This is a genomic window from Psychrobacter urativorans (genome assembly GCF_904846695.1).
Classification (GTDB): domain Bacteria; phylum Pseudomonadota; class Gammaproteobacteria; order Pseudomonadales; family Moraxellaceae; genus Psychrobacter; species Psychrobacter urativorans.
Genome location: NZ_CAJHBR010000015.1, coordinates 70,170 through 83,084, shown reverse-complemented (window position 1 = coordinate 83,084; position 12,915 = coordinate 70,170). Strand labels below are relative to the sequence as shown.

Here is a 12,915-nt window from a genome sequence, read left to right as displayed (position 1 = left end):
ATTAAATAGATATTGATGATAAATTCGTCTATGGGCATCTCACAACTCCATTGTATTCTTGGTCGAAAACAATAGATTAGTGAGGTGCTCTTCTTTTTTCAATCACTTTCGAAGTTGAGAGTGGGGTCTAACTATCTATCATATAAGCCAAAAACAATAGGATAGCCACTTTATGAGCCAAACTTTACCTAAACTCAGTCATTACATGGTTGATGAAGCTCAATATAGTCTGCTGCGTTCCGTCAGTTATCTGACAGCTGATGAACGTCGTGATGTAATTGACGCTTGCGGGTTTGGTGATGTCGCCCATATAAAAGATAAACGTAAATCCGGTGAGCCTTATATCACTCATCCTATAGCCGTTGCTGAGATATTGGCAGGCTTTCGCTTAGATCGCGATACTATCATCGCCGCTATTTTGCATGACACAGTAGAAGATACTGAAGTTAGCGACGATGAGCTTGAGCAACGTTATGGTAAAGTTGTCGCTCGTCTGGTCGACGGGGTGACTAAGTTAAAGTCCTCTAGCCATAATAAGCAACAAAACAAAGCAGCAACCTTTCATAAAATACTGACAGCGACGCTCAACGATCCTAGAGTCCTGATTATAAAGCTTGCTGATCGCTTGCATAATATGTCTACCCTTGATGCCGTTCGTCCCGAAAAGCAACGGGCTACTGCTCAGGAAACTTTAGATTTTTATGTGCCTTTTGCTCGCCTTATGGGCATTAATGATATTGCTGATTATATCGAAGTGCTCTGTTATCGGAATCTTGATTCGGAAATGTATAACAAGCTATCGGATAAGCTTTTACAGTATGGGCTTGGCCGTAACTTTCAAAAAGAAGCCATCCATCGCTATTTAATTATAGTACTTAGTAGTTTAGGGCTTACTGGACACGTGAAGATACTAGATAATCGGGTCACTATGTATCGACAATTCTTCCGTAATCGTGGTGAAATCAACTCTTTATTACGTCAGTATTCTTTTGAGATTGTATTAGATACTATCGAAGCTTGTGACAAGTTAGCTTATTATTTAATCAAAAAATATCAAATCTCTGATGATAACATTGAAGACAATATTCGCCGTCCACTGCCGGGTGGCAATCAGTCGCTTACCCTCATCTACGAGCGTGATAATGACTGTATTAAAGCCACTATTATGACCAAAAAGATGCAGTATGCTTCAAGGCTTGGGGTTATCGGTGCTGAGCACGCTTCTGATATTAGCCAGTCCGTCATTCAAGCCTCACTGCGTAATATGAAGGACTTGATTAATGAGGACTCGTTAGATGATAACAGTCCTGATTTTTCAGCAGCGGTTTCTACTATTAATGAGCTGATGGATTACCTACATTCGAGTAAGATCCTCTGCTACAGTCCGCAAGGTCGGGCTTATGAATTGCCTCAAGGGGCCACTGCACTTGATTTTGCTTATGCAGTAGGCCCTATGGTTGGTAACGTGGCAGTAGGTGCCAACATCGATGGCAAACATGCCAAGTTAGGTACCATAGTTACTAATGGTCAAACGGTTGAGATAGAAGTTGATAAGAATTCTGAGCCTAAAGCTGAATGGCTAGGGTTTGTGTCAACTAATAAGGCTCGTCAGCAGATATTACGCTGGTTTAAAGACTTGTCAGCAGAAGATAAACTACGTCATGGTCAACAAGCACTAGATCGGGCCTTAAAAACTTATCAAAAAAGTCTTGAGGATCTAAGCGATAGTGATTGGAAAAACTTACTTGAATGGCGTGGGTTGGCCGAAAAAAGCGAGCTATTTGAGCAGATTAGTTGTGGGACTTTGTTGCCACAGCTGGTAGTATCTCGTCTGTTCAATGACGATCTCAGTAGCATGCATACTGAAGATAGTAATGAGCCAGTAGTACAACCACAACAGCTAATTGCCAATGCTGCCGGAGTCGAGCTTGACTTTGCCAATTGCTGCCATCCGATTTATGGCGATCCTATCGTCGGTCATTTATCCCGACATGGCTTAGTAGCCCATCGACACAAGTGCTTTTCGCTAGATGAAATTCGTAAAGATAACCCCTATCAAGTTATTCAATTGCGTTGGCGCGACGACAAGGCGGTTAAGCAAAGTGAGTCTGAAGAATATGCGGGCAAAATACGTTTCCCCGCCTTCTTGAAGCTATCGACCGTACTAAACGACGAGCAAATTAGCGCCGTGATTTATCATCTGCGTCAGCTTAATATCGGTGTAGAAACGATTGATGTCCGTAACAGCGATACTATTTTGCAAATCGTGGTGCGTAGTCGCAGTCACTTGGCGCAAGGTATCCGCGAATTGCGCTCATTGTTAGGTTTTCCTAATATTATGCGCCTATATCAGTTATAATTTTTAGGCGAAGTTTTATGTCTAACTACTTAGGCTAAGTTAAAGCTAGGCTTAATTGTAAAAAAGCAGAAAAAGCCTTTAGCAGTACTGTACTTATAAACAACACTCAAACCAATAAAGCTGACTAATTACAATCCATTAAGTTAGCATGGTCTAAAAAATATGACTTGTTATTGCTAAGCGCCTAGCAAGTCCGAAATCCCTCACTAGCAATTTATGCTATCAATATACAACAAGGATATATTATGAGCCGTCAAACCATTCAAACGGACAAAGCCCCTGCCGCTGTTGGTACTTACTCACAAGCTATCAAAGTCGACAACACTGTCTATATCTCAGGACAGCTCGGTTTTGATCCGCAAACTATGGAGCTAAAAAACGGCTTTGAGGCACAAGCTAAGCAAGTTTTTGAGAATATCAAAGCGATTTGTGAAGCAGCTGGTGGCACTATCAACGACGTGGTCAAATTCAATGTCTCTTTGACTGACCTAAATGATTTCGCCGCTTTAAACGAAATGTTTATGGCCAATTTAAGTGAGCCTTATCCTGCCCGTGCAGCCGTTCAAGTTGCAGCCCTTCCTAAAGGTGGCGTGGTCGAGATTGAGTCTATTATGTATATTGCATAAGTCAGAGCTCAAATACAGTCAAGATACAGCAAGTAATAACTAGGCCCAAAGTGCTGTTGTAAAAAACGGCTATTTGGGCTTAATGGCTATTTAGCGATTATTTTTTTTAATTTCATAAGGCTGAGAGCATTTTCATGTTGCTACAAGTGGCTCTACCAGTTCCTCTCTATCGGGTATTTGACTATAGCTCAGCAGACAGTAGCATGGCACATGCTCAAGCTTTACCTGCTATCGGCAGCCGTGTAGAAGTACCTTTTGGACGACAAACCTTAATCGGTGTGGTCATCAATTATATTGCTAAAGATCAAAGTTCAGTTCCCCCAAACAAGCTAAAACCTATCACTCGCTGTTTAGATGATGAACCGATTCTAAACGAGCAAATGCTGGCTCTAGCCTATTGGCTGGCACGCTATTATCATTATCCTTTAGGCGATACCTTATCAGTGATGCTACCGAGTTTGATCAGACAAGGTAAGCCGCTAGATCTACTCATCACCCATTGGCGCATACTTGCTAATATCAATGACGATGATTTTCATGCCAATGCAAAAAAACAAAAGCAACAGTTCGATATGCTCAAATTGCATGGTAAGCGTGGCGCTAGTGAAGAGGTATTATTACTAGAGGGCATGCAACGCGCTTTTTTAAAAACCCTAGAAGAAAAAAACCTTGTAGAGCGTTATATCGAAACTAAAGCCGCCCCGCCAGCGGTCAGCTTAGCCAAGATGCCCTTGGATTTAAACCCGGAACAGCAGCAAGCAGTTACCGCTATAGTCGAAGCTCATAAAGCCAACACTTATACTGGATTTTTACTCAACGGTATTACGGGTAGCGGTAAAACTGAAGTCTATTTGCAGGCTATGCAAGCCGTGTTAGAAGCCGGTAAGCAAGTACTGATCTTAGTGCCAGAGATTGGCCTTACCCCCCAAACACGAGCCCGTTTTGCCAGTCGCTTTGCCGCTCAAATCATATTATTACATTCAGGGATGAGCAATACTTATCGTATGCAGGGCTGGCAGGACTGCCGTACTGGTCATGCACAGATTATCATCGGTACTCGCTCAGCTGTGCTTTATCCTTTTGCTAATTTGGGGCTAATAGTCGTTGATGAAGCCCATGATGTCTCCTATAAGCAGCAAGATACTTTACGCTACCATGCCGCTGACGTGGCTCTATACCGTGGTTTTCAAGCCAAAATCCCAGTGGTACTAGGCACAGCAACCCCTACTCTTGAACACCTAAAGCTCATCGATGAGCATAAACTCATTGAGTATCAGTTGCGCACTCGTCCTGGCAATGCTAAGCCTGCTACCATGCAGCTGATCGACGCACGCCTGCAAAGCACTCATCAACAAGCTCAAGATGATGGCGCCCGTTATGATACCGGTTTAACTGATGTACTGATTGGCGCTATCAAACAAACTTTAGAAGCTGGCGATCAAGTATTAATATTTTTAAACCGCCGTGGTTACGCCCCTGTATTATTGTGTGAGGCTTGTGGTTGGCAAGCGGACTGTCCACGCTGCGATGCCCATCTGACTGTCCATTATAATAGCTCATCGCAAAGCAGCTCCTATAACAGTAGCTATTTAAAGTGTCACCATTGTGATTGGCAAGCTTATATTCCAACGACTTGTCCTGATTGCGCCAGTCAAAACTTAGATGCTCGAGGTATGGGTACTACAAGACTGAGCGAAAACCTACATGCTATTTTTGCCAATCCACAAACCAGTAAGCAGCTATATCCTATTATTCAGATTGACCGTGATACTACGCGCCGTAAAGACAGCTGGGAGAATATTTACCAGCGTATCAATCAGGGCAAGCCTGCCATTTTAGTTGGCACTCAGATGGTCGCTAAAGGTCATCACTTCCCTAACGTCACGCTGGTTTGTTTGCCTAATGCCGATCGAGGATTTTTGTCCGCAGATTTTCGCTCACCTGAACATACCGCTCAACTGATGATTCAAGTCGCTGGGCGTGCTGGGCGGGGTGACAAAGCTGGCCGTGTGCTGATTCAAACCCTACAACCTGAAAATGAGCTATTGCTAAAGCTAGTCAAAGATGGCTACTTATCATTCGCACGCCAGCTGCTACAAGAGCGCAAAATGATGGGATTGCCGCCTTATTGCCATGCGGCGCTTATTCGCTGTGAGGGCAAGACGCTAGTGGCTACCATACAGGCGCTCAAGGATGCTATTGCTAACTTGCCTGCCAACCATAAACTGGCAGTACTAGGCCCTATTGATGCTCCAATGAGCAAAAAGAACAGCTTATATCACTCGCAATTATTACTGTTAGCCAAAGATCGCCAGCAGTTGCATCAAGTATTGAACTTATGGTGGCAGCCCGTACTAGCACTACCTAGTACTAAATATCTTAAGCTCACTTTAGATATCGATCCGGTCGGTTGGTAGCTTATAGCTTGCTTATCCGTTATCCGTTATCCGTTATCCGTTATCCGTTATCCATTATAGGCTGCACTCTCTATCAGCGCTGACTGCAGTAAATCACATCAGTCTTTACTTGCTTATTACAGCTTAGTAATAATAAATATGCTAAATTTCTACTGGTTAGGCTCTGCTTTATCAGTATAAAGCTAAGAGCTATTAAGAAATATTGAGAGTTATTATGAGTTCCACACCTTCTCATCCTGCTAGTGATAGCCATGACCACAGCCATAATACTGGACATCAACACGATCATGGCGATCATGATAATTTAGCAGCAAATAAACCATCAGTACAAGATACTAAAGGCTATCAACGTACTTTATTGATCAGCTTTGTCATTATTACTGGCTATATGTTTATTGAAGCCATAGGCGGCTGGATGACTGGCAGTTTGGCGCTATTATCTGACGCCGGTCATATGCTCAGCGACGCTATTGCTCTTGGTGCTACGCTGATGGCTTTCAAGATAGGCGAAAAAGCAGCTACTCAGCAAAAAACTTTTGGCTATAAACGCTTCGAAATTTTAGTCGCTGGGGTCAACGGCGCTACCCTGATTATCATTGCCTTACTCATATTTTACGAAGCTATTAAGCGTTTTAACTCACCACCAGAGATTGCCACTCAAGGTATGCTTATCATAGCTACTATCGGTATGCTGGTAAACGTTCTAGTCGCTTGGCTGATGCATCGGGGCAATAACAGTGAGGACAGTCATGGACATAGCCATAGCTCAAGCACTAATAACTTAGACTCTAGTCTCACCGATCCTTCAGCAGCACCCGACTCGCAAGCTCCAGCAAAAAAACCTGCCAATCTCAATATGCAAAGCGCTTATTTACATGTATTGAGCGACATGATGGGTTCAGTAGCCGCTATCATTGCTGCCCTATTAATGATGAGCTTTGGCTGGGTGTGGGCCGATGCTGCAGCGTCAGTTATTGTTGCTATATTAATCATAATCAGTGGCTATCGAGTAGTACGTGACTCAGTACATATCTTGATGGAAGGGACACCCAAAGGTATTTCCATAGAGACTGTAGAGCAGCGTTTACTTGATCATCCACAAGTTACTAAGATGCATGATTTACATGTCTGGAGTATTACTAGTGGCTTAAATGCCTTGTCCTGCCATGTGGTAGTCGATGACGAAATGAGCATTCGTGAAGCCAGCCTATTAATAGCTGAGCTTGAACAACGCTTGTTAGATCTAGGCATTAACCATGCAACGATTCAGGTGGAGAGTCTAAGCCATCCGCAAGCGCACAGTGATGGGTTAATCTGTGATATAGCAGAACGTCCAACAGGCGCTAATAGCGGTCATATGGGCCACTCACATTAGGTTCAACTTATAAGTATAAAATTATGATCTCACTTATTAATCAACAGCCAACCTTACTACTTTTCTTCCATGGTCTTGACTCCAGCTGTGAGACCAATAAGTTTACTTGTATAGAGCACACACCAAAACACTGTCTAACCGTTAATTATCGTCAAGGATTCCAACTAGCGCTGGATACTTATGAAGATCTTTTGCAACAGAAAATGACTGAGTATCCGCAGATAGTGCTAGTAGGACACTCGCTGGGTGGCTGGTTTGCCAACCACTTCGCTCATAAGTATGGGCTCAAGTCGTTATTGATTGCGCCTTGTATCAATCCTAACGTAGTGCTCTTTAATAGAGCCGCTAACCTAGATGACTTACCTTTTCCTCACCATAATAGCCAGATGACTAAAGTGATGATTGAAGTTAATGATGAGATATTAGCTGTGGCCACCGCGCGCCAAACCTTAATCAAGGTGCCCGAAAGCTGGGAGGTAGAATATTTTGAGGGCGGTCACCATCGCATTGCCCGTGAAGACAAGATTAAAGATTATATTGATGAGCTAACAAAATAATATCAGCGTAAATTATTCATTGTTAATGCTATAAATTATATATACTTGTTTAACTTAAACATTTATTTGATGATACGCCTTATGTCTAGACGCTCCGCTCCCTTTGTTGCCCCCGATTTTCTGGAAGGTCAGCTTGATGAGCTTGACTCAAAACAAGGAAAGAAACGCGCTAAAGCGTTGCTATCGACCCTACAAGAAGATATCGCCAGCTTTCGTGATCAGCAGTTCCCTCCTGATATTTTACGTCAGATTTTTGACATGCCTATTTTTGCAGGCAACTTAGCAGAAGTACAAGCTTATCAGCAGCGCTGGCAGAACTTACTTGAGCGCGCTATGGCTTTTTATCCTGCCGCTTATCTACCCCCTGATTATTTGCCCTTGCCTGCTAGCCTTGAGATTCCCCAGTTTATCTATCATGTTCAGCGTTTACACTTAACTAAGACCCTTGCCAAAGAATCTAAAAGCTTTGGTTCAGTGGCCGCTTTGACAGATAAATGCGGTGATTATAGTGCACAAGAGCTTGAGCGCATGGCTGCGGTATTTGAGCAGGATGATGAAGCAAGATTAGTGGCCCATCGTGAGTTTATTGATTTGCGTGCTTATGTTTTTTGCCGAGACAGTAAAGGCGAGATGTTGGAGCCGGAACGGTTACGTTTTTATCGTACAGGCCTGATTATACAGGCCTTACCAGACTTTAAAGTTGTTGATAGTCGGCAGACCCCACGTAAGCGTCGTAATGACGCTTATAGCCAGCCATTGGCTAATAATGACTTGTGGAAGATCTATAAAAAGAAATAAATAATCTAACTTGTCACCTCAATTATATTTTTTTTAATAGCTAGGGATTTACTATGTTCGCTGCCGCTGCCGGCTCACCAAATTTGATGCTTCAAGCTACTATATTTTTGGGAGCAGCGCTGCTGTTTGTCCCGCTTGGCAAGCGCTTTGGTATTGCCACTGTTCTTGGCTATTTGATTACCGGCTTGATATTAGGCCCAAGCGCCCTTGATGTCGCAGGCGATGCTGAGAGCTTATTGCACTTTTCTGAGTTTGGGGTGGTGATGCTATTGTTCATCATTGGCCTTGAATTGCAGCCTTCACGGCTTTGGGCACTGCGTCGCTCTATTTTCGTACTCGGTGGCTTACAAGTCGGGGTTACTGGCACGATATTGATGGCTATTTTGTATGAGGTTTTTTCTCTACATCTAGATACTGCGTTTATTGTCGGTTTTGGTCTCGCCCTGTCCTCTACTGCTTTTGTGTTGCAGATTTTAACCGAGAAGGAGCAGCTCTCTAGTACGCATGGCCGTGAAGCCTTTACTATTTTATTATTCCAAGACATCGCCGTTATCCCCTTACTAGCGGTTATTCCCTTCTTTTCTGGAGTACGGGAACAGAGCTACGACCTTATTTACTTCGCTAAAGTTTTTGCGGTATTTGCCGGCTTAATCATTGCTAGCCGTTACATTGTAAGGCCATTCTTTAAGTTTGTAGCCTCAAGTGGTGCAACAGAGTTATTGACAGCAGTAGCACTATTCATTGTCATGGGGGTGTCCATCTTGATGGGACAGATTGGCCTATCAATGGCATTGGGAGCATTCTTAACCGGTGTACTACTTGCCGATTCTGAGTATCGTCATGAGCTAGAGGCTAGTATTGAACCCTTTAAAGGGCTATTACTTGGCTTATTTTTTATGTCAGTCGGCATGCTTACTGATGTAAAACTTATTATAGCTAAGCCGCTATTTATCATTGGTTGTGCCATCGCCCTGATGCTGATCAAGTTTGCAGTAGTAGCGGCGATCGCTAAACTCTCAGGTAATCGCGGACCTACTAGTATTCGGCTCGGTGTCACCTTAGCGCAAGGGGGTGAGTTTGCATTTGTCCTATTTAGTGTGGCCTCGGCGCAAAATGTCTTGCCTCCTGAGCTAGCTAATATGCTCAACCTTATCGTGACTATCTCTATGGCCCTTACGCCAGTTGCTTTTTTATTACTAGAAAAGCTCGGTGAGCCATTTTTTGCTAAGAGCAAACCCAGCCGTGACTACGATACTATCCCTGATCACGAGCATCCGGTCATTATTGCCGGTTTTGGCCGTGTCGGGCAGATCATAGGTCGGGTACTGCGTATGCATAATATTGAGTTTACCGCTATCGAGCGCTCTGCTAATCGGGTAGATTTCGTGCGTAAATTTGGTAACCAAGTCTACTATGGCGACCCGAAAAACCCTGAGATTTTACGAGCTGCGGGCATTGATAAAGCGCGAATATTCATTATTGCCGTTGACGATTTAGAACGTTCTGTCACTACCGCACAGTATCTGCACCGCAACTACCCTGATTTAGTCATTTTAGCTCGGGCGCGCGATCGTCAGCATTATTATCGCTTACGTGAAGTAGGTGTACGCCATATTTGGCGCGAGACTTATTTATCGTCACTCGATATGTCACGTGAGTCACTGCAACTATTGGGTATCTCCCCTGAAAAAGCCCGCGAAACCATTGAGACTTTCCGTGATTACGACGATGATTTGATAGAGCGTCAGCAAGCTATCTATGACGATGAAGCCAGTATGATTGCCTCTGCTCAATCGGCAAGAGCGGAACTTGAGAGCTTGTTTGATGAGGATATTGATAAAGGGCGCAAGTTGGATCTTACTGAGTTTTATGAAGCTCTAAAAAACCAAGCGACGCCGGTTGATAATGCCAATGACTCGGATAAAGATAATATTGTAACTGAGCCGAAACGGTAATGGTTTTTACCCTCTACCCTTGCTATACCCTGCTGGTTTTCTAAAGCCATGACTGTGTAAACTATCGACTAAAAAACAGCTGTTTTTGCAACAGCAGCTGTTCCTAGTAGCGAGTATGACAATCGGCAATGCTTAATGCTTAGTCATTAGTGCAGTATGGAGGTGCTTGTTTTTCATTGAGTGAGCTGGTGCAACGCCAGCTATCAGTGTCAGTATGGTGATAGAACATAAAGGTTTGATTATTAAGATGGCGTATAGGAAACCTGACCTGTTGGATAGTGCCAATAATGGCACAATCTGCTGAAGGCTGGCCCTCTACTTGGGTACTGAGACTTATACGTACTTGTGGATTATCACTATCTACTGGTAGCTCAGTTGGACAACGACCGGTTTGCTCATAAATAATGGCTACTCGGTTTTGAGCGGTCTTGGTAATATCATAAGCATCGAACACTACTTCATTCTCTTTTGGCTTAGCAACAATAGGCAAGAACTGCACATAAATGACCATCATCGCAAAACCAAAGAAACCAAAACCTAAGCCAAGACCAAATAAACTCACCCCACCTTCACGTTTAAGGTGCGCTTTTTGTGCCGCTTCATCACGTGGGTTATCTTCAAGCGCATCAGCGATCTCACGACGCGCCATGCGGTAATAATACGCATCTGTCCATCGGGCCACCATAAATGACCAAAACAACCAAATAATAGCAGCAATACCGAAGCGTATAGGCATTTGGTAGACGTCAGCTATAAAAGACATAGCCACAAATTCAAAAGCAACCAATACAATAGCAATATTCAGCTGAATAAATGACCATCCCGCTACGCTATAAACTAGTGCATCCATATAGCGCTTACGATAAAGCAGCCAAGGAAAAGTAATAAAAAAAGCTGCCCAATGCCATTTGGGTGACAAATAGCCTTGTTGGTCAAACTCCGCAAAACGCTTGAGATAATAGTTTTGAGTACGCTGACCAATAAACCATTGATCCAGCTGTTTACGCTTAGTAGCTGTGAGCTTTGGTTGATAAAATGGTGGTGGCGAATCGGTCTCGATAAATAACATGACAGTAGACTCTTCTGTTGGTTATTAAAATAGGGCTAATGAGGTTTTTTAACGGTTTTTTAACATCAGTATTTTTATAAAAACCTCTGTCATTATAGGGCAACTTATAATGGCTTACGTTGCTTATAAGCAAAAGTGTGATATACATTCACAGTAGAAACTATTTCGCCTATAATGTGCTTATATTTTTCTCTTATTAAGTGCCACTAATCTTATGAGTCAACATCCTCACCCTGATAAACCTACTGACGACCAAGCTGATAATTTTACAGATATTATTAGTGAGGATTCAGTAGTAGCTTCTGAAGATAAGGAAGCTGCTAACAGCAAGCATATGCGTATCGTTAATACTTTTATGAAACGTCGTACTCATATGAATAAGAATGCGGAGCAAGCTCTGACTGCACCAGAATTTGCCCAATACTTAGTCAACAATAGCTATGGCGATGGTGATTTAGACAACATTCATGATCTACGCATACTGTTCGCTGATACGGTCAACGGCAGTGCAGCGCCTCTCACCCTAGAGATTGGCTTTGGCCTCGGTGATTCGCTCATTGAGATGGCAGCTGCTGAGCCTACGCGTAACTTCGTTGGCGTGGAAGTACATGAGCCAGGTATTGGCAAATGTGCTTATATGGCGGGTACGCAGAATTTAACCAATATAAAAATTATCAATGGCGATGCTATCCAGCTGCTCAAACAACTTCCGGAAAATCATATAGATCGTATTCAATTATACTTTCCTGATCCATGGCAAAAAAAGCGCCATTATAAACGTCGTTTTGTCAGCCCAGAGCGCATGGCTATTGTTACCCGCAGCCTGAAACAAGGCGGCTGGTTCCACACTGCCACTGATTGGGAACATTATGCGTTTTGGATGATTGAGGTGCTAGATGATTTTAACGGGCTAACCAATAAGGCCGGTAAAGGTAAGTTTACTAGTCGCCCCGACTTTCGTCCGATGACTAAATTTGAGCGTCGTGGATTGCAGAGTGGTCATGGGGTTTGGGATCTTATTTATACTAAAGACTAAACCTGTGACCAGCTGATAATGACTACTATATCCATAAACATAGCGACTGCTTAGACAGTCGCTTTTTTAGGTCTGCTGATAAATAGTTGATAGCTCAGTTTAGATAGACTAGGGTTTTTTGCTTGTCCCTCTGCAGGATGATTTTTCTCAGTGCTCAGTCGGCTAATTTAATTAGTTATTATTTTTATATGAGCTGCTGTTTTATGCTATCAGCCGTCAGCTGGTTATAATCAGCCCTTTACAGATAACCGTAGCTGATGTGAAACCTCGCTGTTATTAGTGACTTTAGTAATAGTTGTTAGCAGCAGTTACTCCTTTTTAGCTCTAATCTATAAGCGCCAGTGTTTTTGCCATCTGCGCAAACATTGACAGCATAAGGGTTTGCTGAGTTCTCCCCAGAAGCTGTGGATAACCCTGTGGATAACTCACTACTTGACAGCGATCTGAGTTGATAGCTTAAAGGATAAGGTAAAATTGGTTACTTTTTATACAATTTATAATTTCAATAAAATCAATAGCTTATACATAATTTAAATGGATATAAAATTATTTTAGATTATTTTTAATTAAGTTATTAATAATATCTATGTTTCACAGCTTAAGAATTAATATCAATTATTTTATAGTCCTGAGTCAATTAAATATTGACAACGGCATCCAATAATGTTGCAAATTTATTAAATCGTTAACAGCTAATAGGTGAACCATTTAATGATATAAAGC

General features: G+C 42.7%; 9 protein-coding genes. 8 read left to right on the top strand and 1 reads right to left on the bottom strand.

All coding sequences use genetic code 11. The features are described 5' to 3' along the window. Window positions 1-172: 172 nt before the first annotated feature. The 7 genes from JMY09_RS10450 (at window position 173) to JMY09_RS10420 (ending at window position 10,087) form a co-directional block, all read left to right on the top strand. Entirely contained in the window at window positions 173-2,359 is a 2,187-nt protein-coding gene (locus JMY09_RS10450; protein ID WP_201623530.1) for a RelA/SpoT family protein, read from the top strand. Between the two features lie 245 nt (window positions 2,360-2,604). Further along, window positions 2,605-2,985, top strand: a complete 381-nt coding sequence (locus tag JMY09_RS10445; RefSeq protein WP_201623529.1) for a Rid family detoxifying hydrolase — start codon at window positions 2,605-2,607, stop codon at window positions 2,983-2,985. A 134-nt stretch (window positions 2,986-3,119) separates the two neighbouring features. Beyond that, window positions 3,120-5,402, top strand: a complete 2,283-nt coding sequence (locus tag JMY09_RS10440) for a primosomal protein N' (protein ID WP_201623528.1) — start codon at window positions 3,120-3,122, stop codon at window positions 5,400-5,402. Window positions 5,403-5,616: 214 nt separating this feature from the next. Then, a complete protein-coding gene (locus JMY09_RS10435) occupies window positions 5,617-6,777 on the top strand; it encodes a cation diffusion facilitator family transporter (RefSeq protein WP_201623527.1) in 1,161 nt (386 codons plus the stop codon). 23 nt (window positions 6,778-6,800) lie between these two features. Next, window positions 6,801-7,334: a YqiA/YcfP family alpha/beta fold hydrolase gene (locus tag JMY09_RS10430; RefSeq protein WP_201623526.1), complete on the top strand. Its 534-nt coding sequence runs from the start codon at window positions 6,801-6,803 to the stop codon at window positions 7,332-7,334. Between the two features lie 81 nt (window positions 7,335-7,415). Beyond that, the gene (locus tag JMY09_RS10425; RefSeq protein WP_201623525.1) at window positions 7,416-8,132 is read left to right on the top strand and encodes a hypothetical protein; all 717 of its coding nucleotides are present in this window, start codon (window positions 7,416-7,418) and stop codon (window positions 8,130-8,132) included. 53 nt (window positions 8,133-8,185) lie between these two features. Further along, on the top strand, window positions 8,186-10,087 hold the full coding sequence (locus tag JMY09_RS10420; protein ID WP_201623524.1) for a monovalent cation:proton antiporter-2 (CPA2) family protein: 1,902 nt from the start codon (window positions 8,186-8,188) through the stop codon (window positions 10,085-10,087). A 139-nt stretch (window positions 10,088-10,226) separates the two neighbouring features. On the opposite strand, the gene JMY09_RS10415 is transcribed toward JMY09_RS10420, so the two are convergent. Then, complete coding sequence (locus JMY09_RS10415; RefSeq protein WP_201623523.1) at window positions 10,227-11,156, bottom strand: DUF2628 domain-containing protein; 930 nt, start codon at window positions 11,154-11,156, stop codon at window positions 10,227-10,229. A 214-nt stretch (window positions 11,157-11,370) separates the two neighbouring features. Here JMY09_RS10415 and trmB point away from each other — a divergent pair, with 214 nt between their 5' ends. After that, window positions 11,371-12,192 (top strand): tRNA (guanosine(46)-N7)-methyltransferase TrmB, encoded by an 822-nt coding sequence (gene trmB, locus JMY09_RS10410; RefSeq protein WP_201623522.1) that lies wholly within the window; start codon window positions 11,371-11,373, stop codon window positions 12,190-12,192. Window positions 12,193-12,915: the final 723 nt, after the last annotated feature.